At 65.1% G+C, this 23,274-nt stretch carries 21 protein-coding genes; 7 read left to right on the top strand and 14 right to left on the bottom strand.

Annotated elements, in window-relative coordinates:
- Window positions 1-36: 36 nt before the first annotated feature.
- Window positions 37-1,272 (top strand): lytic murein transglycosylase, encoded by a 1,236-nt coding sequence (locus ACVMDN_RS15890; protein ID WP_141341091.1) that lies wholly within the window; start codon window positions 37-39, stop codon window positions 1,270-1,272.
- Between the two features lie 98 nt (window positions 1,273-1,370).
- Here the strand turns inward: ACVMDN_RS15890 and ACVMDN_RS15885 are convergent, their stop codons facing one another.
- The 7 genes from ACVMDN_RS15885 to ACVMDN_RS15855 form a co-directional block, all read right to left on the bottom strand.
- Window positions 1,371-2,189, bottom strand: a complete 819-nt coding sequence (locus ACVMDN_RS15885) for an SDR family NAD(P)-dependent oxidoreductase (protein ID WP_076828684.1) — start codon at window positions 2,187-2,189, stop codon at window positions 1,371-1,373.
- Window positions 2,190-2,207: 18 nt separating this feature from the next.
- Window positions 2,208-4,049 (bottom strand): single-stranded-DNA-specific exonuclease RecJ, encoded by a 1,842-nt coding sequence (gene recJ, locus ACVMDN_RS15880; RefSeq protein WP_253639863.1) that lies wholly within the window; start codon window positions 4,047-4,049, stop codon window positions 2,208-2,210.
- Window positions 4,050-4,202: 153 nt separating this feature from the next.
- Window positions 4,203-4,922 (bottom strand): haloacid dehalogenase type II, encoded by a 720-nt coding sequence (locus ACVMDN_RS15875; RefSeq protein WP_057018584.1) that lies wholly within the window; start codon window positions 4,920-4,922, stop codon window positions 4,203-4,205.
- 127 nt (window positions 4,923-5,049) lie between these two features.
- The gene (gene glpX / locus ACVMDN_RS15870) at window positions 5,050-6,048 is read right to left on the bottom strand and encodes a class II fructose-bisphosphatase (protein ID WP_050420275.1); all 999 of its coding nucleotides are present in this window, start codon (window positions 6,046-6,048) and stop codon (window positions 5,050-5,052) included.
- 79 nt (window positions 6,049-6,127) lie between these two features.
- The gene (locus ACVMDN_RS15865; protein WP_057018585.1) at window positions 6,128-7,447 is read right to left on the bottom strand and encodes a homoserine dehydrogenase; all 1,320 of its coding nucleotides are present in this window, start codon (window positions 7,445-7,447) and stop codon (window positions 6,128-6,130) included.
- A gap of 38 nt (window positions 7,448-7,485) precedes the next feature.
- Entirely contained in the window at window positions 7,486-8,706 is a 1,221-nt protein-coding gene (locus ACVMDN_RS15860) for an LL-diaminopimelate aminotransferase (RefSeq protein ID WP_016842955.1), read from the bottom strand.
- Window positions 8,707-8,922: 216 nt separating this feature from the next.
- Entirely contained in the window at window positions 8,923-9,198 is a 276-nt protein-coding gene (locus tag ACVMDN_RS15855; protein ID WP_057018586.1) for a hypothetical protein, read from the bottom strand.
- Between the two features lie 290 nt (window positions 9,199-9,488).
- Between ACVMDN_RS15855 and ACVMDN_RS15850 the strand changes: the two genes are divergently transcribed.
- On the top strand, window positions 9,489-11,297 hold the full coding sequence (locus ACVMDN_RS15850) for a PHA/PHB synthase family protein (protein ID WP_076828693.1): 1,809 nt from the start codon (window positions 9,489-9,491) through the stop codon (window positions 11,295-11,297).
- Between the two features lie 73 nt (window positions 11,298-11,370).
- On the top strand, window positions 11,371-11,769 hold the full coding sequence (locus ACVMDN_RS15845) for an MAPEG family protein (protein ID WP_076828695.1): 399 nt from the start codon (window positions 11,371-11,373) through the stop codon (window positions 11,767-11,769).
- 50 nt (window positions 11,770-11,819) lie between these two features.
- Here ACVMDN_RS15845 and ACVMDN_RS15840 read toward each other — a convergent pair whose 3' ends face one another.
- The 6 genes from ACVMDN_RS15840 to ACVMDN_RS15815 all read right to left on the bottom strand — a co-directional run bounded on the left by ACVMDN_RS15840 (window position 11,820) and on the right by ACVMDN_RS15815 (window position 17,249).
- Window positions 11,820-12,410, bottom strand: a complete 591-nt coding sequence (locus tag ACVMDN_RS15840) for a class I SAM-dependent methyltransferase (RefSeq protein WP_057018589.1) — start codon at window positions 12,408-12,410, stop codon at window positions 11,820-11,822.
- Window positions 12,411-12,424: 14 nt separating this feature from the next.
- Window positions 12,425-13,405, bottom strand: a complete 981-nt coding sequence (gene argC, locus ACVMDN_RS15835; RefSeq protein WP_076828697.1) for an N-acetyl-gamma-glutamyl-phosphate reductase — start codon at window positions 13,403-13,405, stop codon at window positions 12,425-12,427.
- 120 nt (window positions 13,406-13,525) lie between these two features.
- On the bottom strand, window positions 13,526-14,572 hold the full coding sequence (argC, locus tag ACVMDN_RS15830) for an N-acetyl-gamma-glutamyl-phosphate reductase (RefSeq protein WP_057018591.1): 1,047 nt from the start codon (window positions 14,570-14,572) through the stop codon (window positions 13,526-13,528).
- Window positions 14,569-15,243, bottom strand: a complete 675-nt coding sequence (locus tag ACVMDN_RS15825; RefSeq protein WP_076828700.1) for an FMN-binding negative transcriptional regulator — start codon at window positions 15,241-15,243, stop codon at window positions 14,569-14,571. Before ACVMDN_RS15825 ends, argC (ACVMDN_RS15830) begins: the two co-directional genes overlap by 4 nt.
- Window positions 15,244-15,580: 337 nt before the next feature.
- The gene (locus ACVMDN_RS15820) at window positions 15,581-16,570 is read right to left on the bottom strand and encodes an MBL fold metallo-hydrolase (protein ID WP_076828702.1); all 990 of its coding nucleotides are present in this window, start codon (window positions 16,568-16,570) and stop codon (window positions 15,581-15,583) included.
- A gap of 148 nt (window positions 16,571-16,718) precedes the next feature.
- A complete protein-coding gene (locus tag ACVMDN_RS15815) occupies window positions 16,719-17,249 on the bottom strand; it encodes a DedA family protein (protein ID WP_028332199.1) in 531 nt (176 codons plus the stop codon).
- 185 nt (window positions 17,250-17,434) lie between these two features.
- Between ACVMDN_RS15815 and ACVMDN_RS15810 the strand changes: the two genes are divergently transcribed.
- The 4 genes from ACVMDN_RS15810 to ACVMDN_RS15795 all read left to right on the top strand — a co-directional run bounded on the left by ACVMDN_RS15810 (window position 17,435) and on the right by ACVMDN_RS15795 (window position 21,976).
- Window positions 17,435-17,803, top strand: a complete 369-nt coding sequence (locus ACVMDN_RS15810) for a hypothetical protein (RefSeq protein WP_057018594.1) — start codon at window positions 17,435-17,437, stop codon at window positions 17,801-17,803.
- A 126-nt stretch (window positions 17,804-17,929) separates the two neighbouring features.
- Window positions 17,930-19,990 carry a DNA topoisomerase IV subunit B gene (parE, locus tag ACVMDN_RS15805; RefSeq protein WP_076828704.1) on the top strand — a complete coding sequence of 687 codons (2,061 nt, stop codon included), beginning with the start codon at window positions 17,930-17,932 and terminating at the stop codon, window positions 19,988-19,990.
- A 226-nt stretch (window positions 19,991-20,216) separates the two neighbouring features.
- Window positions 20,217-21,008 carry an outer membrane protein gene (locus ACVMDN_RS15800; RefSeq protein ID WP_076828706.1) on the top strand — a complete coding sequence of 264 codons (792 nt, stop codon included), beginning with the start codon at window positions 20,217-20,219 and terminating at the stop codon, window positions 21,006-21,008.
- Window positions 21,009-21,205: 197 nt separating this feature from the next.
- Window positions 21,206-21,976 (top strand): SDR family NAD(P)-dependent oxidoreductase, encoded by a 771-nt coding sequence (locus ACVMDN_RS15795; RefSeq protein WP_016842941.1) that lies wholly within the window; start codon window positions 21,206-21,208, stop codon window positions 21,974-21,976.
- Window positions 21,977-22,012: 36 nt separating this feature from the next.
- On the opposite strand, the gene ACVMDN_RS15790 is transcribed toward ACVMDN_RS15795, so the two are convergent.
- Window positions 22,013-23,257, bottom strand: coding sequence for an FAD-dependent oxidoreductase (locus ACVMDN_RS15790; RefSeq protein ID WP_456816152.1), 1,245 nt, complete (start codon window positions 23,255-23,257; stop codon window positions 22,013-22,015).
- Between the last annotated feature and the right edge of the window lie 17 nt (window positions 23,258-23,274).

Below are 23,274 nucleotides of genomic sequence, written 5' to 3'. Positions count from 1 at the left end.
TTTGGCTCACCCGATCGGCGCCGCTACACTGGCCCGATGAAACAGCCTGATTCTCCGAAATCCCCTGCCCGCCGCGCCGCCCTTAAGGCCGGGCTCGCGGCCGGCGTGGTGCTCGTCAATCCGCTCGGCGCGCTCGCGGCCGCCCCTCCGGGCTTCGACCAGTGGCGCGACAATTTTCGCGCTCGCGCGCTCGCCAAGGGCATTTCGGAGGCGACCTGGAATCGCTGCATGGGGCGGATCGAGCCCGACATGAGCGTGTTCAGGCAGATGCGCAACCAGCCTGAATTCCACGAGCAGATCTGGCAGTACATCAACCGCCGCGTCTCCGACTGGCGGGTCATTCACGGCAAGGAGGCGCTGAAGAAGAACGAGGCGCTGTTCGGCCGGATCGAACGCGATTTCGGCGTCGAGCGCGGCACGCTGCTCGCGCTGTGGGGCGTCGAGTCGGCCTATGGCGATCCGCTGGTGCAGCAGAACCACATGACGCCGGTGTTTCCCTCGCTGGCGGCGCTCGCCTGGAACGAGCCGCGTCGCAAGGCCTATTGGGAGACCGAGTTGATCAACGCGATGAAGATCGTGCAGCGCGGCTGGAGCACGCCCCAGGAGATGAACGGCTCCTGGGCCGGCGCGATGGGTCATTCGCAGTGGATGCCGGAAGTCTGGCTCAATGTCGGCTTCGACTATGACGGCGACGGCAAGGTCTCGCCGTTCGGCCGGCCCGACGACGCGCTGGGCTCGACCGCGAAATATCTCGTCAACCGCGGCAAGTGGCACCGCGGCGAGCATTGGGGCTACGAGGTCCGCGCGCCCGGCGGCGGCGGCAGCGGCAGCCGCACCTATGCGGCCTGGGCCAGCGCCGGCGTCGTCAGAGCCGACGGCCAGCCGTTTCCGCAGCCGAACGCATCAGCGCAACTGTGGATCCCCGTCTCGGGCGGCCCGGCCTTCCTGCTCGGTCCGAACTTCAATTCGGTGAAGAGCTACAACCCGTCGATGAACTACGCGCTGGCGATCTGCCATCTCGGCGATCGCTGCCTCGGCGGGCCGCCCTTCATCCAACCCTTCCCGGGCTCGGAGCGCGCGCTGACGCTCGCCGAGGTGCAGGAGATGCAGACGCGGCTGACCAAGGCCGGCTTCGACACCGGCGGCACCGACGGCCGCGTCGGCAACGACACCATGAAGGCGATCAAGGATTTTCAAATCAAGACGGGCCTGTTGCCCGCCGATGGTTACGGCGGGCTCAAGGTGCTGGCGCGGTTGCGCCAAGGCGGCTAGCCATCATGCGATCCGCGTAGCCCGGGTGAGCGAAAGCGATACCCGGGGACGCATTTCCCGCATATCGCTCCGCTCATGCGGGCTACGACAGTTCGCTCCTACCGGCTCGCAGGCTGCCGCACGACGCCGCCGGCATTCATGCCGCCGTCGATCACGAGCTCGCTGCCTGTGACGTAACGCGACGCGTCGGAAGCGAGATAGAGCACGCCCTGGGCGATCTCGATGGCCTGGCCGGCGCGGCCCAGCGGTGTGGCGAACCTCGCGCGCTCCTCCGGATCGATCGGCGCGTTCTGGCCGGCGCCGGTCGCGCCGGTCGGGATCTTGCCCCAGATCGGCGTGTCGATGATGCCGGGATGCACCGAGTTGACGCGGATGCCGTCGCCGATCTGCGCGCATTCCATCGCGATCGACTTGGCGAACAGCCGCACCGCGCCCTTCGTCGCGCTGTAGCCGGAGAGCGTCGCCGCGCCGCGCAGGCCGGCCAGCGACGACATCATGATGATGGAGCCGCCGCCATGCTTGCGCATCAGCGGCAGCGAGTGCTTCACCGACAGGAATACGCCATCGATATTGATGGCGGTCTGGCGGCGCCAGTCCGCGAGCGACATCTCGACAATCGAGGGCGCTCCGATGCCGATGCCGGCATTCGAGACCATGATATCGAGGCGGCCATGGCGCTTGCCGATCTCACTGATGATTTCGATCCAGCGCTCCTCGCTGGTGACGTCCTGCGGCAAGAAGGTCACGTTCCGCCCGGCCTTGGTGAGCCGCGCGGCGAGCTCGGGTCCCCTCAACTCATCGATATCGGTCGCAATAACGGTCGCGCCTTCCTGCGCGAGCAATTCAACGATGGCCTCGCCAATGCCCGATGCGCCGCCGGTCACCAGCGCAACCTTGCCTTCAACCTGTCCTGACATGTCCTCTCCCAACGTTTCTTATCGGATCACCGTCGGGCCCTGATCCGGCACCGCGACGTCGAGGACACGGAATTGCACACGTTCGGTGCCTTGCCAACGGTCGACCGCAAGAGAGCCCGCCACGTGCAATTGCTGGCCGCGATTTTGCGTCAAGGCGCTGCCGAGCTTCTGTCCGACGGAACGGAACGCGATACCGTTGACGATGGAGCCGTCGCCTGACTTGAAGCGCAGCCGCAGATGCGCCTGCCCGACTTCGTCGGCATAGACCAGCTGATGCGACGGCAGCGCGATCACCGGTTCCGGATTGGCGCTGCCGAACGGGCCAGCACGATTGAGTGTCGCGGCGAACTCCGGCGTCACCGCGCGCGCGGTCACGGCGCCGTCGATGAACAGCTCGTTCTCGTGCCGCGAATTGGCGACGTCGGCCGCCAGCGCGCTCTCCATGTAAGCGCGGAATTCGGCGAGCTTCTCCTTGCGCAGCGTGACGCCGGCCGCCATCGCGTGCCCGCCGCCCTTCATCAAAAGGCCGTCGTGCACCGCCTGCCGCACCGCCTTCCCGAGATCGACGCCGCCGATCGAGCGGCCCGATCCGGTGCCGATGCCGCCGGGCTCCAGCGCGATCGCGAACGCAGGACGCGCGAACTTCTCCTTCAGCCGCGCCGCCACAAGCCCAACCACGCCGGGATGCCAGCCTTCCGCCGCGGTGACGATGACAGCGCCCTTGTCCTCGAGCCCGAGCGAAGCCAGCGCCTCGGCCTCGGCCTGCGCCTCGGCCGCCTGCTCGATCACGCGCCGTTCGGCATTGAGGCGATCGAGCTCGGCCGCGATCCGCGCAGCTTCCGAGATATCGCCTTCGAGCAATAGCCGCACGCCGAGATCGGCGCGCCCGATCCGGCCGCCGGCATTGATGCGCGGTCCCAGCATGAAGCCGAGATGCCAGGCCTCCGGCGGGCCGTTCAGGCGCGCGACATCCATCAGCGCGGTGTGGCCGACATGGTCGCGGCGACGCATCGCGATCAGGCCCTTGGCGACGAAGGCCCGGTTGAGCCCGATCAGCGGCGCGACGTCGGCCACGGTGCCGAGCGCGACGTGATGCAGCACGCTGAGCAGGTCCGGCTCCGGCATCTCGCCGGTCCAGAAGCCGCGCTGGCGCAGTTCGCGATTCACCGCGACCAAGGTCACCAGCACGAGGCCGACCGCTGCGAGATGGCCGAGCCCGGAGAGATCGTCGGGCCGGTTCGGATTCACCAGTGCATCGACCTCGGGCAACACATCGCCGGTCTGGTGATGATCGATCACGACGACCGACATCCCGAGCTTCCTGGCTTCCGCCAGCGGCTCGATGCTGGTGGTGCCGCAATCGACCGTGACCAGCAGCGTCGCGCCCTTCGCCGCCAGCGCACGCACGGCGTCGACGTTCGGCCCGTAGCCTTCGAAAATGCGGTCGGGAATGTGGATCAGCGGGTCCAGCCCGCAATGGCGCAGATGCCAGGTCAGCAGCGCGGCCGACGTCGCACCGTCGACATCATAGTCGCCGAAGATCGCAACCTTCTCGCCGCGCACCGCGGCATCCGCGATGCGCTTGGCCGCGTGCTCCATCTCGGTGACCGTGTGAGGATCCGGCATCAGCTTGCGGATGGTCGGGTCGAGGAAGTCGGGAACCTCGTCGATCCCGACGTCGCGCCCCGCCAGCACGCGCGCCAGCATTTCCGGCAATTGATAGCGCTGCACGATCGCGAGCGCCCGCGCCGCCCCGCGCGCATCCAGCCGGTCGCGCCAGAGTTTTCCGGTCAGCGACCGCGTCACGCCGAGGAACGCCTGTGGCGCCTCGACGGGCAGTGCGGATGCGTGCAGCGTCATGAGCCCTTCCGAACAGAGCGTTTTCAAGCGAAGTGGGCACCGGTTCGCGTGAAGAAAACGCGTCAAACAAAAATCCGGAACATCGGTCCTGATCCAATCAGGGCCGATGCGTCCGGCAGGAATCGTAACGCTTCGATGATTTGTGGACCAGTTCTAGCAGCCCATTCGGCTGGCGATTTCCCCGAAATCCTTGGCCACGATGTCCCACTCGCCGGTGGCCTCGAAATCGTACTTCTGCAGCGGACCGTATTCGGTCGGACGCGCCACGAAGGCGGTCTTCAGGCCGAGCTTCTGCGCGTGCTTCAGGTCGTAATTGTGGGCGGCGACCATCATCACCTGCTCCGGCGGCAGGCAGAGCAGCTTCGCGGCGCCGAGATAGGTTTCCGGATCGGGCTTGTAGTGCTCGAACAGTTCGGCCGACATCACGAGGTCCCAGGGCAAGCCTGCGAACTTCGCCATGTTGGTGAGCAGCGCGACGTTGCCGTTGGAGAGCGGCGAGATGATGTATTTGGTCTTCAGCCGGGTCAGGCCGGCGACGCTGTCGGGCCACCCGTGCAGGCGATGCCAGCCCAGCGTCAGATGCTGCAAATCGGCCTCACTCAGCCCCTTGATGTCGAATTGCGCGACGAGTTTTTCCAGCGAGCGGCGGTGCAATACGTCGAGGATGACGTAGCCGTTCTGCGGGTTCTTGCGCACCTCGTCCATCGAGGCCGCATAGACCGCGCGCCAGCCGTCGACCAGCGCCGTCCAATCGGCCTTGATACCGCGCGTCTCGCCCCATCTGGTGAAGTCGTTGATCAGGCTGGTGCGCCAGTCGACCACGGTCCCGAACACGTCGAACACCAGCGCCTTGACCCCGGACAGATCGGACATGCGCGTCTCCCTTGTTGTTGTTTTTGGTCCGTCGTTCCGGGGCGATGCGAAGCATCGAACCCGGAACCTCGAGATTCCGGGTTCGCGCTTCGCGCGCCCCGGAATGACGGTTGTTGTAGGCTCGTCCTCAATCCAGGTGGAATTTCTCAAGCTGCCGATGTTCGGCCTTGATGTAGCGCACGGTGCCGGTGACCGAGCGCATCACGACCGTCTCGGTCTCGATCACGTCCTTCTTGAACTTCACGCCGGTCAGCAGCGAGCCGGTGGTGACGCCGGTAGCGGCGAACAGGCAGTCGCCCTTGGCCATGTCCTCGATGCCGTAGATCATCTTCGGATCGGTGACGCCCATCTTGTGCGCGCGCTCGCGCTTCTCCTCGGTGTCGAGGATCAGGCGGCACTGCATCTGGCCGCCAATGCAGCGCAGCGCGACCGCCGCGAGCACGCCCTCGGGCGCACCGCCGGTGCCGATATACATGTCGACACCGGTCTCATCGGGCTTGGCGCAGTGAATGACGCCGGCGACGTCGCCGTCGGTGATTAGTTGCACGGCAGCGCCGGTCGAACGCACGCTGTTGATGATGTCGGCATGGCGCGGACGATCGAGCACCAGCACGTTGATGGCGGTCGGGTCGACGCCCTTGGCCTTGGCGAGCCGGCGGACATTGTCGGCCGGCGGCGCGTCGAGCTCGATCACGTTCTTGGCGTAGCCCGGGCCGATCGCGATCTTCTGCATGTAGACGTCGGGCGCGTGCAGCAGCGTGCCGCCATCGGCCATCGCCATGGTGGCGATCGAGCCCGGCATGTTCTTGGCGCACAGCGTGGTGCCCTCGAGCGGGTCGACCGCGATGTCGACCTTGGGGCCGGCATTGAGGCCGACCTTCTCACCGATGAACAGCATCGGCGCCTCGTCGCGCTCGCCCTCGCCGATTACGACCGTCCCCTCGATCGGCAGCTTGTTGAGCTCGCGCCGCATCGCGTCGACCGCGGCCTTGTCGGCGGCCTTCTCCTGGCCGTGGCCGCGCAGCCGCGCGGCCGACACCGCCGCGCGCTCCGTCACGCGCACGATTTCGAGCGTCAGGATGCGCTCGAGCAGCATCTGCGGCGGAACGGAAATATGGGTCGACATCGGCGTACTCCTTAAGCCTCTGGGACAGGCCAGCCTGCCCGCATCAATCGTCTCACGCCCGACCCGTTCAGGCCATGCGCTAGTTTTTCTCGATCCGGATCACCTGCGGCCGGCCGCTGATGACCTTATCGCGCTGCACTGCGGCCAGCGCACGATGCACGGCATCCTCGCTGGTCGCATAGGTAATCAGAATGACCGGGACCGGTGAAGGTTTTTTGGCCGCACCGTTCACATCGACGCCATCCGGGTGCCGTTGCACGATGGATTCCAGAGATATCTTCTGTTCCGCCAGCCGGGTGGCGATTGTTGCGGCAGTGCCTGCAAGATCGCGCGCCATCAGGCGGATATAATAGCCACCCTCATGGCGTTCCATCGGCGCCTTGGTGGTGTCGCGCAACCGCTCCACCGGACGGCCGAACGGCTTGGCGCGGATGCCGCGGGCGACGTCGGCGATGTCGGCGACCACGGCGGAGGCCGTCGCGCCGCCGCCGGCGCCCGGCCCCACCAGCGTGATCGGCGGAATCCCCTCGCCGTCGATCGCGACAGCGTTGGTGACGCCCATCACCTGCGCGATCGAGGATGATTTCGGCACCATGGTCGGATGCACGCGCTGTTCAATGCCCTTTGCCGTGCGCACCGCGACGCCGAGCAACTTGACGCGGTAACCGAGTTCCGCGGCGGCCTTGAGGTCTTCCGGCGTGATCGAGGAGATGCCTTCGACGTAAACCGCGCTTTCCGCAACCTTGGTTCCGAAGGCGAGGCTGGCCAGGATCGCGAGCTTCTGCGCGGTGTCATGACCATCGACGTCGAACGACGGGTTGGCTTCGGCATAGCCGAGACGCTGGGCGTCCTTCAGACACTCCTCGAACGATAGGCCCTCCTGCTCCATCCGGGTCAGGATGTAATTGCAGGTGCCGTTGAGGATGCCGTAGACGCGGTTGACGCTGGTGCCGGCGAGGCCCTCGCGCAGCGTCTTGATGACCGGGATCGCCGCACCGACCGCCGCCTCGAAATTCAGCGCGCCGCCATGCTTCTCGGCAGCCGCGGCGAGACGCAGTCCATGCTTGGCGATCAGCGCCTTGTTGGCGGTGACGACCGACTTGCCGGCCTTCAGCGCGGTCTCGATCGCGGACAGCGCGGGATCTCCAGCGCCGCCCATCAATTCGACGAAGCAGTCGATATCGGGATCTTCGGCGAGCGCCTCGGGGCTCTTCGCCCAGGCGATGCCGCGCAGGTCGAGGCCGCGCTTCTTGGCTTTCGAGCGCGCCGTGACCGCGACGACGCGAACGCCGCGGCCGCTGCGCTCGGCCAGCGCACGTCCTTGCGTTTCGATGAGGCGGACGACATCGGCACCGACGGTGCCGAGCCCCGCTATGCCCACGTTCAGGGGTGCGACCATGGATTTAAGGGACCTGGAGATTAAGCAACCTGGAAGGATTAGCGTCGGTTGGCGAGAGGAACGACGTTGTGCAACGTTTCGATGCCGCTTTCAAGGAAGCGGCGCACGCCGCGCGCAGCCTGCCGGATGCGCTGCTCGTTCTCCACCATCGCGATGCGGACATAGCCCTCGCCATGCTCACCGAACGCCACGCCGGGCGACACCACGACGCCGGATTTCTCCACCATCAGGGTCGCGAACTGCATGCTGCCGACCGCCTCGAACGCCTTGGGCAGCGGCGCCCAGGCGAACATCGAGGCCTGCGGCGGCGGAATGTCCCAGCCGGCGCGACCAAATGACTCGACCAGCGCATCGCGGCGCTTGCGGTAGGTGTCGCGCATCTCGCGGATGCAGTCGTCGGGACCGTTCAGCGCCGCGGTCGCCGCCACCTGGACCGGCGTGAACGCGCCGTAATCGAGATAGGATTTGACCCGCGCCAGCGCCGCGATGATCCGCTCATTGCCGACCGCAAAGCCCATGCGCCAGCCGGCCATCGAGAACGTCTTCGACATCGAGGTGAACTCGACGGTGACGTCGATCGCGCCGGGCACCTGCAGCACCGACGGCGGCGGATTGTTCTCGTCGAAATAAACCTCGGCATAGGCGAGATCGGACAGGATGAAGATGTCGTGCTTCTTCGCGAACGCGACGAGATCCTTGTAGAAGTCGAGGTCCGCGACGTAGGCTGTCGGGTTCGACGGATAGCAGACGATCAGCGCGATCGGCTTCGGGATCGAATGGATGATCGCCCGCTCGACCGCCTCGAAGAACTGCGGCGTCGGCTCCGAGGGCACCGAGCGGATCACGCCGCCCGCCATCAGGAAGCCGAAGGCATGGATCGGGTAGCTCGGATTGGGGCACAGCACGACGTCGCCCGGCGCCGTGATCGCCTGCGCGACGTTGGCAAACCCCTCCTTCGAGCCGAGCGTCGCAACCACCTGGGTGTCGGGGTTGAGCTTGACGCCGAAGCGGCGCGCATAATAGGCGGCCTGGGCCTTGCGCAGGCCGTTGATGCCGCGCGAGGCCGAGTAGCGGTCGGTCCGCGGCTTGCCCAGCGTCTCCTTGAGCTTCTCGATCACATGCGGCGGGGTCGGCAGGTCCGGGTTCCCCATACCCATGTCGATGATGTCGGCCCCGGCGTTGCGCGCGGCCGCCTTGGCCTGGTTGACCTTCTCAAAGACATAAGGCGGCAGACGGCGAATGCGGTAAAAATCTTCCATGGGACCCTTGCTCCGACAACCGCGATGCCAGAATCGACCCCCTTGGCGTAGTTTGCGGAAGCCGGCTCGGCCTCTGACAGAAATCGCACTGAATCAATGACTTAGAGCGAATTCAGGCGCACGATCTGGGGGCTGCGGCCGGATCTGCGGTTGAACTGGGTTTCTTTTAGCACGGACACCGGGCGGCGCCAGCGCTGATCGGCCGTTTGTCGGGCGCTACTTCCCGCTTTGGGCAGCCGTCGAGGCCTGGCGCGCGCGCGCGGCAATGAGCTCCTGCTCGATCTTGGCCTGGTCCGCCGGCTTGATCGTCGGGTCGGCGCGGTCGGGCGGAAGATCATGGACCGGCAGGTAGCCGGCGGCGTCCTTCTCGCGCGCCGGCGCATCGGCCGGCATCGTCATATCGGCGATCGTGCTCGAGCACCCGCTCAGCGCCACCAACGACGCGAGCAGCACTGCGGCCGCGAGCCCCCTGTTCATTCGATCGATCGGCATGCGCCGAATTGTCCCCAACAAGCTAGCGCGCACGTCGCACGTTGCCGACACGGGTCGCACTGGTACGAGCCTTGCAGCGTCCCGCTGCGTTAATTTCGACTTTAGCGTTTCAAACCATTGTCGCCCGAAACGCTTAAAGCGGGAACACCAAAAGCGACCCCTGAGGCTTCAATATGACGGAACAAAGATTTTTTCTCGCACCGCAACAGAGCGAAATGCTGGATTTTGACTGATTTGCGTTGCCGCACCGCGCGATGACGCCCTCCAAACGACGCGATATTGTACCTCAGATGAGCAACGTTAGTACCGACACCCAGGCCACCCCGAAATTCAACGCCGAAGCCTTCGCCATGAACATCGCGCGGGCGATGGAGAGCAGCGGCCAGGCGCTGGCAGCCTATCTCAAGCCGCGCCAGACCGGAGAAGTCCGCGACAAGCCGCCGAATGAGCTCGGTGAGGTCATCAAGACCTTCAGCGTGATCGCCGAATACTGGCTGTCCGACAAGGAGCGCGCCTCGTCGCTGCAGATGCAGCTCGGCAAGGACTATCTCGATCTCTGGGGCTCGGCGGTGCGCCGCATGGCCGGCGAGGCCGATGCCAAGCCGGCGATCGCCCCGGCCCCGCGCGACAAGCGCTTCCAGGATCCGGAATGGAAGTCGAACCAGTTCTTCGACTTCATCCTGCAGCTCTATTTGCTGACCGCGAAATGGGCGCAGCAGCTGGTCCATGACGCCGACGGGATCGATCCCCACACGCGCAAGAAGGCCGAATTCTACGTCCAGCAGATCACCAACGCGCTGGCGCCGTCGAATTTCGTGCTGACCAATCCGGAGGTGCTGCGCGCCACCGTCGAGACCAATGGCGACAATCTGGTGCGCGGCATGAAGATGCTGGCCGAGGATATCGAGGCCGGCCACGGCACGCTGCGGATCCGCCAGTCCGACTCGAGCAATCTCGAGGTCGGCGTCAACATGGCGACGACGCCGGGCAAGGTGATCTTCCAGAACGAGCTGATGCAGCTGATCCAGTATTCGCCGGCGACCGAGAACGTGCTGCGCACGCCGCTGCTGATCGTGCCGCCCTGGATCAACAAGTTCTACATCCTCGATCTGCGCCCCGAGAAATCCTACATCAAATGGTGCGTCGACCAGGGCATCACGGTGTTCGTGATCTCCTGGGTCAATCCGGACAAGGAGCTCGGCAAGAAGACCTGGGCCGACTACATGACCGAAGGCCCGCTGACGGCGATGGACGTCATCGAGAAGGTCACCGGCGAGATGAAGGTGCATACCGCCGGCTATTGCGTCGGCGGCACCCTGCTCGCCTCGACGCTCGCCTATCTCGCCGAGAAGCGCCGCCAGCGCGTGACGTCGGCGACGTTCTTTGCCGCGCAGGTCGACTTCACCCATGCCGGCGATCTCCTGGTGTTCGTCGACGAGGACCAGATCTCGGCGCTCGAACGCGACATGCAGGAATCCGGCGTGCTCGAGGGCAGCAAGATGGCGATGGCCTTCAACATGCTGCGCTCGAACGACCTGATCTGGTCGTATGTCGTGAACAATTATCTGAAAGGCCAGACGCCGTCCTCGTTCGACCTGCTGCACTGGAATTCGGATGCGACGCGGATGCCGTCGTCGAACCACTCCTACTACCTGCGCAACTGCTATCTGGAGAACCGGCTGTCGACCGGCACCATGGTGCTGGACAACACGCTGCTCGATCTGTCGAAGGTGAAGGTGCCGGTCTACAACCTCGCCGCCCGCGAGGATCACATCGCGCCGGCGGAATCGGTGCTCTACGGTTCGCAGTTCTTCGGCGGCCCGGTGAGATATGTGCTGTCCGGCTCCGGCCATATCGCCGGCGTGGTCAATCCACCCGCGTCGAACAAGTACCAGTACTGGACCAACGACAACATCAAGGACATGAAGCTCGCCGACTGGCTGAAGGGAGCCGAGGAGCACAAGGGCTCGTGGTGGCCCGACTGGCGCGGCTGGCTGGAAAGCCATGACCCGGAGACGGTCCCGGCGCGCATGGTCGGCTCCAACGGCACGCAGGTGCTCGAGGACGCCCCGGGCAGCTATGTCCGCGTCCGCGCGTAGCGCCAACTCTTCCGCTCAGCTATAAACAGACGGTCCCGACGGTCGGGAATCGAATTCACGTGAGGGGGAGACGATGACGCGCGAACTGTTCTGGCTGTCACTGACGGTGATCCTGACCGGGCTGTTGTGGATCCCCTACATCATCAACCGCTGCCAGGTGCGCGGCCTCTCCGCCGCCATGGGCAACCCCTCGCGCAACGACAAGCCGCACGCGGAATGGGCCAACCGGCTGATGTTCGCCCATGACAACGCGGTCGAGAACCTCGTGATCTTCGCGCCGCTGGTCCTGATCCTCAATGCGGCCGACTATTCCACCAAGTGGACCGTGCTCGCCTGCGCCGTCTATTTCTGGGCGCGCGTCGCACACCTGATCGTGTACACGCTCGGCCTGCCGGTGTTCCGCACCCTGGCTTTTACGGTCGGCTTCCTCGCCCAGGCGGTGCTGGCGCTCGCGATCTTCAAGGTCCTCTGATCCAGATATTCCCGCCGGTTGCGGCGACAGCCGCGCCGGCGCGGCCTCAACTACCCGCCCTTGCGCACCACGATGTGCAGCATCGTCGCGGGCGCCTCGTCAAAGCTCTTGATCTCGCTGGTGTCGGACGAGACTTGCGTCCACGCCCCTGACGCGGCGTAGGTCGCAGCGAGCCAGTCCGCCGCGGGATAATTGTAGTAGCGGCCGATGCTGTCGCGGCCATCGCCATGGCCGATCTTGTAGCTCGCGTAGAAAACGCCACCGGGTTTCAGCGCCCGATGGATGCGGCCGATGATGTCGGCCAATTCGTCGCGCGGCACGTGCAGCAGGCAGGCGCTGGCCCAGACGCCGTCATAGGCTTCGCGGTCCTCGAGCTCATCGAACAGCATCGCCTCGACGGGATGTTTGATGCGGCGCGCCGCGACCTCGGCCATCTCGGGCGACCCGTCGGTCGCACGCAGCACAAAGCCTTCGGCGAGCATGACGGCGGCATGATTGCCGGCGCCGCAGCCGAGTTCGAGGATCGCGCCGCCCGGCGGCAGCAGCTTCAGAAAGCCGATCAGCCGGGTGGACGGGGCTTTCGCCCACCCGGCATAGGCCTCGGCATTGCGCCGATAGAACTGCAGCGTGGCGTCGTCCACGATCCGCGTCGCCGTCAGCTGTCGGCCAGCCCGAGCATCAGCCGCATGTTCTGGACCGCGGCACCCGAGGCGCCCTTGCCCAGATTGTCGAGCCGCGCGACCAGCACCGCCTGGTGGTGCTTGTCGCTGGCGAAGACGTAGAGCTCGAGTTGGTTGGTCTCGTTGAGCGCCTCCGGCTCGAGCCGCCCGCCCTTGGCGGCCTCGTTCTGCAGCGGCATCACCGAGACATATTTGCTGCCGGCGTACCATTTCGCCAGAGTCGCTTGCAGATCGGTACCATCAGGCTTGCCCGGCAGCGCGTCGAGTTGCAGCGGCACCGAGACCAGCATGCCCTGCCGGTAGTTGCCGACCGACGGGATGAAGATCGGCCTTCGCGTCAGGTGCGAATAGAGCTGCATCTCCGGAACGTGCTTGTGCTCGAAGCCGAGGCCGTAGAGTTCGAAGGCCGGCGCCGAGCCGTCCTCGAAGCTGGCGATCATCGACTTGCCGCCGCCCGAATAGCCGCTCACCGCGTTGACGGTGACGGGATAATCCGCCGGCAGCACGCCGGCATCGACGATCGGCCGCAGCAGCGCGATCGCGCCGGTCGGATAGCAACCCGGATTGGAGACCTTCTTCGCGTTACGGATCTTGTCGGCCTGGTCGGGCGCGAGCTCAGGAAAACCGTAGGCCCAGTCGGGCGCAACGCGATAGGCCGTCGAGGCGTCGAGCACTTTCGGCGCGGCATTGCCCATCGTGTCGATCAGCGCCACAGTCTCCTTGGCGGCCTCGTCAGGCAGGCAGAGGATCACGAGATCCACCTCCTCCATCAGCGCGCGCTTGGCGCCGGCATCCTTCCGCTTGTCCTCGGCGATGTGCTTCACCGCAACGTCGCCGATCGAGAGCAGCCGCTCCTGGATGCCGAGGCCGGTCGTGCCGGACGCGCCATCGACGAACACGGTGGCCTTGGTCGCACCGCTCCTGGTTTTCGGTTGGTTGGTGTCGGTGAGGGTCATGGCACGTTCCTTTCGAGCTCGTTCGTTTCGTTTAACACATCTGGCCGCGCCTGCGCCGCCAACGGGGATAAGCAGTTATCCTTAGATTGAGCGCCCCTCGCCAGCGACAACAACCCCCGCTCATGGAAACAGCGCGATCTGCTCCAGTCCGGTGGTTTCGGGCAAGCCGAACATCAGGTTCATGTTCTGGATCGCCTGTCCGGCCGAACCCTTCACAAGATTATCGAGCGTCGAGAGCACGATGGCGCGGTTCTTGATCCGGTCGGCGACGACGCCGATCTGAACATAATTCGAACCACGCACGTTCTGCGTCTGTGGCAGCACACCCTTCTTCGTCACATATACGAACGGCTCGTTGGCGTAGGCCCTTTCCAGCTCGGCGCGCAAATCGTCCGGCGTAGCCCCGTTGAGCTTGACATAGGATGTGCAGAACTCACCCCGCGCCATCGGAATGAGATGCGGGGTGAAGTTCACCGTCACAGCCGAGCCAGCGGCCGCGCCAATCTCCTGCTCAATCTCCGCCGAGTGTCGATGGCTTCCGATCGAATAGGGCGACAACCCTTCGCCGGCCTCGCTGAACAGCGTGTTCTGCTTCAGTCCGCGTCCGGCGCCGGTGACGCCCGACTTTGCGTCGATGATGATGTCGTCGACGTCAATCAGCTTTGCCTTCGCCAGCGGAACAAGCGCCAGCAGCACCGCCGTCGGATAGCAGCCGGGACAGGCTACCAGCCGCGCGGCCGTGACCTCCTCCCGGTAGAGTTCGGTCAGCCCATAGACCGCCTCGTCCTGCAATTCGAGCGCCCGGTGCTCATGCCCGTACCATTGCGCGTAGCTGTCTTTGTTGCGCAGCCGGAAATCCGCGGACATATCGAGGATCTTGATTCTGGGATTGGCTTTCAGCACCGCGGCGATGATCTCTTGCGTCGTCCCGTGCGGCAGTCCGCAGAACACGGCATCGAGCCGCGTCCAGTCGACCTTTTCCCATTCCACGAGTTTTGGCAGGTCGAGCATGAAGAAGTGAGGAAACACCTCGCTCATCGTCTTGCCGGCATGGGTGTTAGCGGTAAGCGCGGTGATTTCGGCATTCGGGTGCCGCGCCAACAGGCGCACCGCGTCGGCGCCGGTGTAGCCGGACGCGCCCAAAATTCCGATTTTCTTCTTCGTCATTGCTCGCTCCTCGGAAGCGTAGTCATCTCGGTCTGTATCAGCGCGAAAGCCTGCGGGCGCACCTCGCGCATCAAGGCCGCGATGTCTTGGGCACCGGGTTCGGCCTGCAAAGCGAGCGTGTTGCCGACCGCCGCGAAATCGGTTTCAGACTTGTGCTGGTTCAGCTTGAAGCTGCCCTCCACCTCTTCCACCATCATCTCGAGACCCACGATGGCCTTCTTCATGGTTTCCAGCCTCGCGGCGGTCATCTTGCCCGACACCCACGGCTTTTTCGGCAGCAGCCGGTCCTCGAACTTGGCGCTCAGCGCGTCGATCTGAACGGCAAGCTCGTCATCCGACAACGTCCGCACCGGCCCGGTCAGATGCACCGCCTGATAGAGCCAGGTCGGCACCTGATCGGGTGACACGTACCAGTCCGGCGAAACATAGGCGTCGGCGCCGGTAACGGCCAGCAGCCAAGGTGACCCGCCCGCCAGCTTTACCAGCGGATTGTGACGGGCAACATGAAACAGCGCCCGCGGCGTCCCGTCGGCGGCGTAAGTCAAGTAGAACGGGAGCGCGGAGGCGATCGGCTTGCCGCCGTCCCACGCGCAGGCCATGCCGAAACCACGCGCTTCCGCGAAGGCAAGGCTCGCGGCACGGTCAGGCTTGAAGGGCGGTGGCGTATACATGGTCAAAGCTCCTGCATGACGAAGGAGCCGCCAGATCGAACCGCGTGTCTTTTTCAGGAGAGCGCCGCGGGATCGGGTCCGGCGGCAGAGGCGATGGTCTTAAACGCGAGCGACCGCCCATACCGCGATAATGCGGCGGCGGCGGGCAATGATGATGGTCGCGGCGTTGATCATGGCCGCGGCTATAAGGCCGCGCCCCCTTGACGTCAAGTTGTTGCTTGTCATTCCGGGGCGATGCACAGCATCGAACCCGGAATCTCGCGCTAGGACCTCCAGATTCCGGGGTTCGCGCTCCGCGCGCCCTCAGGTGCGCAATGGCGCACCGGGGAATGACTGGCTAGATCGCCGGATTCCACGGTGCCGGCACGACGCGATAGCCGCTGCCGTCCTTCACCACATGGCCGAGGCCCGGGAACGGATAGTGGAAGCCCTGCACCTGGAGCCGCTCGGCAACCACCATGTCGTAGATGCGCCGGCGGGTCTTCTCCGCCACGTCGCCGTCCTGGTCGAAGAACGCATGCCAGCCGGGGTTGGTCGCGAACAGGTTCGGATTGTTGGTGACATCGGACTGGATGAAGACCTTGTCCGGGCCCGAGGCCAGCACGTAGGAGGTGTGGCCCGGCGTGTGGCCGACGGTCTCGACCGAGGTCAGGCCCGGCGCGATCTCCTTGCCCCACTCGTACGGCGTGACCTTCTTCTTCAGGCCGGCTTCGAAGATATTGCGGTTGTTCTTGAACAGGCCCTGCATGCGGCCGGCCGGCGCCCGGCTCATCTCGCCGTCGTCCATCCAGAACTTCCACTCGGTCGCCGGCACCAGCACCTCGGCATTCGGGAATGCCGGCGTGCCTTCGGCGGTCAAGAGGCCGTTCACGTGGTCGCCGTGGAAGTGCGAGATCACGACCATGTCGACATTCCTGGGATCGAAGCCGGCGGCGACGAAATTGTCGGCGAACAGGCCATTGGCGCCCTTCGTGCTGGCCTTCGCCAGCGCACCATTGCCGGTGTCGATCACCACCAGCTTGCCGCCGGTGTTGAGCACCAGCGGTGCGAACCAGATCGTCATCATGTCGCGCGGCATGAACGCCTTCTCAAGCGCCGCGTTGACGTCGTCCCGCTTTGCATTGGAGATGAAGGAGTCTTCCAGCTTGAAGACATTCTTGCCATCGGACACAACGGTGACGAGGATGTCGCCGACCTTGTAACGATAGAAGCTCGGCGCCTGCTTGTCGGCAACCGGCGCCACAGCGCCCGCAGGAACGGTTGATAGCAACGGTGCGGCGGCGATGCCGGCAGCGCCGGCGAGAGCATGACGTCGTGTCAATTCCATGTGCTGTCCTTCCAAGTGAAACTGCGCCCGATGAATTCGCGCCCGGTGGGCGCGGTTGTATCAGCGTTTCGATACTCGCGCGATGCCGACAGCTCGAGCGGTTACCCTCCCGCCTAACCCCTGCAGGTCGGCCTTATTCCGGAGCTTGCTACACCACCCGCCACACCCACTCGATGGCATGGGCAATGACGTCGCCGAACAGCAGCAGTGCCGCCGACCAGACCAGCGCGGAGACGAAATTGGCGATCTGGAATTGCCAGTACGACATCTCGAAAATGCCGGCCGCAAGCGGCACCGAGGCGCGCAGTGGACCGAAGAAGCGGCCGATGAAGATGCTGGGCACGCCCCAGCTCTTCACGAAGGCCTCGCCCCGCGGCAGGATCTCCGGGTAGCGCGACAGGGGCCACATCTGCGCGACCTGCTCCTTGTAGCGATAGCCGAACCAGTAGGAGACCCAGTCGCCGAGCGCGGCACCAACGCCGCCCGCGATCCAGATCGGCCAGAAGCTGATCCCGCTGACGCCGATCAGGGCGCCGATCGCGACCAGCGCGCCCCAGGCCGGAACCAGCAATGAAATGAAGGCGAGCGATTCAGCGAACGCCAGCAGCATGACGATCGGAGCGGCCCAGGCCTGGTGGTGCCGCACGAATTCGGCCAGGGCCCGCGCAAGGTCTTCCATCTCGTCGTGTGCCTTCCCGCTCCGTTGAACCTCGAATGAACCTTTCTAGCGGCACGCAGCCTAAGAACAGGTAAGCCAGCCGATTGCGTGACATCAAGTCACAAAGGCGGGGATCGACCGTGATTTCCCGTAAGGCCCCTGAGGTCCAGGTTGGCATCTCCCTCACAAGAAAAAGGAATTACTGGATGATCGGATCGCTGATGATGTGCGTGAGCGTTCTCGTCCTGCTGTTCGGAATGCTCGCGGGCATCGCCATGGGTATCCAGCACGACTTCACGTTGGGACCGGCGCATGCGCATCTCAATCTGGTCGGCGGCGTGCTGCTGTTCCTGTTCGGCCTCTACTACCGGCTGGTGCCGGAAGCGGGCAGCATGCTGCTCGCCAGAATCCAGGGCTGGCTGCATATCGTCGGCGGCGTCCTGTTCCCGGCCGGCGTGGCCGCCGTGCTGCTGAAGGGACCGTCGTTCGAGGCGGCGCCGATCGTCGGGTCACTGCTGGTGGTCGCCGCCATGGCCCTGTTCACGGTCATTGTAATCCGCACCTCGCAGGCGTAATCGCGGTTTCCTATCTATGGGGATGGCCGGGCTCCAGGGCGCGGCCGTCCCCATTGGCAGCCCATCCGTGGCATAGTCAGAGCAACCGATTCGCCGCGCCGTGACCGGCGCGTCACTTGAAGAACCATGGCCAAATCATTGAAGTCGAACGCCAAAAGTAAATCTGCCGACGATCTGTTCGGAGCCCCGGAACCGAAGGGACGCGCCCCGGCGAAGGCTGCTTCGCGATCCGCTGGAAGCGCCGAAGCCGGTTATACGGCGGCTGACATCGAGGTGCTGGAAGGGCTGGAACCGGTCCGCCGGCGCCCCGGCATGTATATCGGCGGCACCGACGAGAAGGCCCTGCACCACCTGTTCGCCGAGGTGATCGACAACTGCATGGATGAGGCGCTGGCGGGCCACGCCACCTTCATCGACGTGGAGCTGACCGCCGACGGCTTCCTGACCGTGACCGACAATGGCCGCGGCATTCCGGTCGACCCGCATCCGAAATTCCCGAAGAAGTCGGCGCTCGAAGTCATCATGTGCACGCTGCACTCGGGCGGCAAGTTCGACTCCAAGGTCTACGAGACCTCGGGCGGCCTGCACGGTGTCGGTGTCTCCGTGGTCAACGCCCTCTCCTCGCGGCTCGAGGTCGAGGTTGCGCGCAGCGGGCAGTTGCATCGCATGACCTTCGAGCGCGGCCACCCCAAGGGCAAGCTCGAAGACCTCGGCAAGGTCAACAACCGCCGCGGCACGCGCATCCGCTTCAAGCCGGACACCGACATTTTCGGCGCCAAGGCGGCTTTCAAGCCGCAGCGTCTGTTCAAGATGACGCGCTCGAAGGCCTATCTGTTCGGCGGCGTCGAGATTCGCTGGCACTGCGACCAGGAGCTCCTGAAGGGCGTCGAAGACGTCCCGTCGGAAGCCAAGTTCCACTTCCCCGGCGGACTGAAGGATTATCTGGCCGCGGCGATCCACGCCGATACGCTGGTGCATCAGGATATCTTCTCCGGCAAATCCGGCCGCAGCGGCGCGCATGGCGCCTGCGAATGGGCCGTGGCCTGGACGGCCGATGCCGACGGCTTCCTGTCGTCCTACACCAACACGGTGCCGACGCCCGATGGCGGTACGCATGAATCCGGCCTGCGCAGCGCATTGTTGCGCGGTCTGAAGGACCACGCCGAACGCGCGGGCCAGGGCAAGCGCGCGGCGTCCATCACCTCGGAAGACGTGATGGTGGGCGCGGCCGTGATGCTCTCGGTGTTCGTGCGCGAGCCTGAATTCCAGGGCCAAACGAAGGACCGCCTCGCCACCGCCGAAGCGCAGCGCATCGTCGAACAGGCGATGAAGGATCCGTTCGATCACTGGCTGTCAGGCAATCCGAACCAGGCCAACCGGCTGCTCGATTTCGTGATCGATCGCGCCGAGGAGCGGCTGCGCCGCCGCCAGGAAAAGGAGACCGCGCGCAAGACGGCCGGCAAGAAACTGCGTCTGCCCGGCAAGCTCGCCGACTGCTCCGACGCCGGTACCGAAGGCTCTGAGCTCTTCATCGTCGAAGGTGACTCGGCCGGCGGCAGCGCCAAGCAGGCGCGCGACCGCAAGACGCAGGCCGTGCTGCCGCTGCGCGGCAAGATCCTCAACGTCGCCTCTGCCGGCAAGGACAAGCTGACCGCCAACGCGCAGCTCTCCGACCTCGTGCAGGCGATCGGCTGCGGCACGCTCGCGCATTACCGCGAAGAGGATCTGCGCTACCAGCGCATCATCATCATGACCGACGCCGACGTCGACGGGGCGCACATCGCATCGCTCCTGATCACCTTCTTCTACCGGCAGATGCCGCGGCTGATCGACGAAGGGCACCTCTATCTGGCGGTTCCGCCACTCTACAAGCTGAAGCACGGCACCAAGTCGATCTACGCCCGCGACGACGCGCACAAGGACGAGCTGCTGAAGAGCGAGTTCAACGCCAACGCCAAGGTCGAGGTGAACCGCTTCAAAGGCCTCGGCGAGATGATGCCGGCGCAGCTGAAGGAAACCACGATGGATCCGGCCAAGCGCACGCTGCTGCGCGTGGTGCTGCTGGCCGACGATCGCGAGGGCACCGCCGACTCGGTCGAGCGGCTGATGGGCACCAAGGCCGAAGCCCGCTTCGCCTTCATTTCCGACAAGGCCGAATTCGCCAGCGACGACCTACTCGACGTCTAGGCCCAACCGATTGATCTGAAATGAATTTCCGGCCGCCCCCAGATTGGGGCGGGCGTTGCCATTTTGCCCGTTCGGAGAGCCCCAGTGGCTTCGTTTTCGGCCGGATGTGTCTCACCAGCAACAGCATTTCCGGCGGAACCACGTATAGTTCGACCATGAGTTTCGGGAATCGGTGCCAGCGCACTCCCCTGAGCGACCTGATCGAACGCTAGTCGAGGATTTGGATATGAAGAAGATTTTGCTCGCTCTGACCGCGGTTGCTGCGATGACGGCATCGGCGTCGGCTGCCGATCTGGCCGCCCGCCCCTACACCAAGGCTCCTGCCCCGGTTCCGGTCGCTCCGAGCTGGACCGGCTTCTACATCTTCGGCGGCGGCGGCGGCGGCGTCTGGGATGCTGACACGGGCGTCCAGTCGACCGTTACGGGTGCGCCGATCCTCGGCTTCAACCAGCGCCAGGGCGGCGATGGCTGGTACGGCACCGTCGGTGCCGGTTATGACTGGCAGACCGCCAACAGCTGGGTCATCGGCGTGTTCGCCGACGGTCAGTTCGGCAGCCTGAAGGGCACCATCCAGGATCAGGGTCCGTTCGTCGCCGGCAACATCAAGAACGACTACAGCTGGGCGGCTGGTGCGCGCCTCGGCTACCTGATCGCGCCGAACGTCCTGTCCTACGTCAACGCCGGTTACTCCAGCTCGCACTGGAAGGGCACCACGCTGTTCAACACCGCGAGCGCGCTTCCCTCGGGTCTGCACACCAACGACTTCGATCGCGGCGGCTGGTTCGTCGGCGGCGGCGTCGAGAACAACCTGAACATCTTCGGCATCACCGCGCCGGGCTGGTTCATGAAGACCGAGTATCGCGCCGCTTACTACGACAACAAGAACATCTCGGAGCTGGTCGACGGCACCAACCTCTCGAACGGCCGCGACATCACCTTCAAGCCGCTTGTCCAGACCATCAGCACCTCGCTGGTCTACCGTTTCAACTGGACCGGTCCGGTTGTCGCCAAGTACTGAGCTGCGTACTGATCCCTGCTGAGATAGCAGAGCAAAAGCCCCGGCATTGTCCGGGGCTTTTTTGTTGCCCGAACGTCATGGAAATCGCCCGACGCGCAAGCCCGCCGGCGCAGGGCGGACCGGCTGTGGCCGATCTGGTCAGCGCCGTGACGATCGGGCACTCTCGCGCCCGGTTCAAACCTCAACGGACAACAACAATGAAAAACGGACAGTTTGATCTCTCGGGCCGGGTCGCCATCGTCACCGGCGGCAATGGCGGCATCGGGCTTGGCATGGCGCGCGGCCTGGCGGACGCCGGCGCGGCGGTTGCCGTGGTCGGCCGCAACGAGGCGAAGTCAAAGGCCGCCGTCGAGGATCTCGGCAAGCGCGGCGCCAAGGCGATCGCGGTGGCAACCGACGTGACCGACAAGGCCGCCGTCGCGGCCATGGTCGAACGGGTCGTTCGCGAGCTCGGCCGGATCGACATTCTCGTCAACAACGCCGGCATGAGCATCCGCAAGCCTCCGCACGAGCTCGAACTGGAGGAGTGGAGCAAGGTGATCGACACCAACCTCACCAGCGCGTTCATGTGCTCGAAGGCGGCTTATCCGGCGCTCAAGGCGTCGGGGCACGGCAAGATCATCAATATCGGCTCGATGATGTCGATCTTCGGTGCGAGCTTCGCCGCGGCCTATGCCGCGAGCAAGGGCGGCATCGTACAGTACACCCGCGCCTGCGCCAACGCCTGGGCTCCCGACAACATCCAGGTCAACGCCATCCTGCCCGGCTGGATCGATACCGACCTGACCAAAGGCGCGCGCCAGCAGGTGGCCGGGCTGCACGAGCGCGTGCTTGCGCGCACGCCGGCGGCACGCTGGGGGGCGATCGACGACTTCGCCGGCATCGCCGTGTTCCTGGCGTCGCCGGCGTCGGACTTCGTCACCGGCACCGCGATCCCCGTCGACGGCGGCTATTCGGTGATGGCCTGAAAACACGGGCGCTCTTCCGGTCGCGCGGCGCGCAGTTCAGCCCGCGGCCGGCGAATGCACGTGCTCCGGCCGCACCCCGACGGCGACCAGACGTGCGGTGAGGCCCTGCAGCCAGGGCATTGCCGTGATCAACCGCAGCGCCAACGGCACCGGCTGATCGCCGGCCTTCAGCGCCGCGCTGATGATGTTGTTCTGCGCAATCACCTGCATGCGCTGCGTCACGCGCACCGGGAATTCGCGGCGCCGCCGCACCGCATCGAGCTCGTCTTCCGACGGCACGCCGTGAACGAGCTTCGCCGCCAGGATGTTGGCGGTCGCGACCGCATCCTGCACCGCGAGGTTGACGCCGACGCCGCCGATCGGCGACATCGCATGCGCGGCGTCGCCGATGCAAAGCAGGCCGGGACGGGTCCAGCGCGTCAGGCGATTGATCGCGACCGTGAGCAGCTTGACGTCGTCAAAGCTCTTCACGTCGGCAAGGCCGGCCTTGAGGATCGGCGCCAGCCGCAGCACGTCGTCGAGCAGCGCCGGCAATCCCCTCGCCTTCACCGCCTCGTATTGGCCCTTGGCGATCACATAGGCGCATTGCCAGTAGTCGCCGCGATCGAACGTCACCATCATCTTGCCGTGCTCGACGCGGGCGAACAAATTCTCGGTCTCATCCGGACGCCGGCCGACGCGAAACCACAAAACGTCCATCGGCGCGCCGATCTCCTCGACGTCGAGGCCGGCGCGCTCGCGCACGATCGAATGACGTCCGTCGCAGCCGACGGTGAGATCCGCCTCGATCTCGACCGGGCCGTCGAGTGTGTTCGCGTGCACGCCCGCGACAGCATCGCCGCGCCGGATCAGATCGGTCGCCTCGGCCTTCATCAGCACCTTCAGCGAGGGGAAGCGCTTGCCGCTCTCGCGCAGGTAATTGAGGAAGTCCCACTGTGGCATCATCGCGATGAAGGGGTATTTGACGCTGAGGCGGCGGAGATCGGCGATCCGCACCGAGGTGCCGCCGAACATGCCGTCGAGCGTCTGGATGTCCTGATGCGGCAGCTTCAGGAAGCCGTCGATCAGGCCGAGTTCGTCCATCACCTGCAGGGTCGACGGATGCACGGTGTCGCCACGGAAGTCGCGGAAGAAGTCGGCGTGCTTCTCCAGCACCACGACATCGACTCCGGCGCGTCCGAGCAGATAGCCAAGCATCATGCCGGCCGGCCCACCACCGACCACGCAGCAGCGCGCCCTGATCTGACGCGTGTTCGGTCCTGCCGGATTGCCTGCATCCATGATGCCGTCCTCACCGC

This window comes from Bradyrhizobium sp. USDA 4510, from assembly GCF_054059095.1.
Note: the sequence above shows the minus strand (reverse complement) of the source record. Positions and strands in the feature narration are given on the sequence as shown.

Coding starts and splice junctions, on each gene's coding strand:
- ACVMDN_RS15790 (WP_456816152.1), bottom strand. CDS start 23,257: ATGGATGCAGGCAATCCGGCAGGACCGAACACGCGTCAGATCAGGGCG.
- ACVMDN_RS15885 (WP_076828684.1), bottom strand. CDS start 2,189: ATGTCAGGACAGGTTGAAGGCAAGGTTGCGCTGGTGACCGGCGGCGCA.
- ACVMDN_RS15800 (WP_076828706.1), top strand. CDS start 20,217: ATGAAGAAGATTTTGCTCGCTCTGACCGCGGTTGCTGCGATGACGGCA.
- ACVMDN_RS15810 (WP_057018594.1), top strand. CDS start 17,435: ATGATCGGATCGCTGATGATGTGCGTGAGCGTTCTCGTCCTGCTGTTC.
- ACVMDN_RS15860 (WP_016842955.1), bottom strand. CDS start 8,706: ATGGAAGATTTTTACCGCATTCGCCGTCTGCCGCCTTATGTCTTTGAG.
- glpX (WP_050420275.1), bottom strand. CDS start 6,048: ATGTCGACCCATATTTCCGTTCCGCCGCAGATGCTGCTCGAGCGCATC.
- ACVMDN_RS15820 (WP_076828702.1), bottom strand. CDS start 16,570: ATGGAATTGACACGACGTCATGCTCTCGCCGGCGCTGCCGGCATCGCC.
- argC (WP_076828697.1), bottom strand. CDS start 13,405: ATGACCCTCACCGACACCAACCAACCGAAAACCAGGAGCGGTGCGACC.
- argC (WP_057018591.1), bottom strand. CDS start 14,572: ATGACGAAGAAGAAAATCGGAATTTTGGGCGCGTCCGGCTACACCGGC.
- ACVMDN_RS15875 (WP_057018584.1), bottom strand. CDS start 4,922: ATGTCCGATCTGTCCGGGGTCAAGGCGCTGGTGTTCGACGTGTTCGGG.
- ACVMDN_RS15850 (WP_076828693.1), top strand. CDS start 9,489: ATGAGCAACGTTAGTACCGACACCCAGGCCACCCCGAAATTCAACGCC.
- ACVMDN_RS15845 (WP_076828695.1), top strand. CDS start 11,371: ATGACGCGCGAACTGTTCTGGCTGTCACTGACGGTGATCCTGACCGGG.
- ACVMDN_RS15855 (WP_057018586.1), bottom strand. CDS start 9,198: ATGCCGATCGATCGAATGAACAGGGGGCTCGCGGCCGCAGTGCTGCTC.
- parE (WP_076828704.1), top strand. CDS start 17,930: ATGGCCAAATCATTGAAGTCGAACGCCAAAAGTAAATCTGCCGACGAT.
- recJ (WP_253639863.1), bottom strand. CDS start 4,049: ATGACGCTGCACGCATCCGCACTGCCCGTCGAGGCGCCACAGGCGTTC.
- ACVMDN_RS15865 (WP_057018585.1), bottom strand. CDS start 7,447: ATGGTCGCACCCCTGAACGTGGGCATAGCGGGGCTCGGCACCGTCGGT.
- ACVMDN_RS15890 (WP_141341091.1), top strand. CDS start 37: ATGAAACAGCCTGATTCTCCGAAATCCCCTGCCCGCCGCGCCGCCCTT.
- ACVMDN_RS15825 (WP_076828700.1), bottom strand. CDS start 15,243: ATGTATACGCCACCGCCCTTCAAGCCTGACCGTGCCGCGAGCCTTGCC.
- ACVMDN_RS15815 (WP_028332199.1), bottom strand. CDS start 17,249: ATGGAAGACCTTGCGCGGGCCCTGGCCGAATTCGTGCGGCACCACCAG.
- ACVMDN_RS15795 (WP_016842941.1), top strand. CDS start 21,206: ATGAAAAACGGACAGTTTGATCTCTCGGGCCGGGTCGCCATCGTCACC.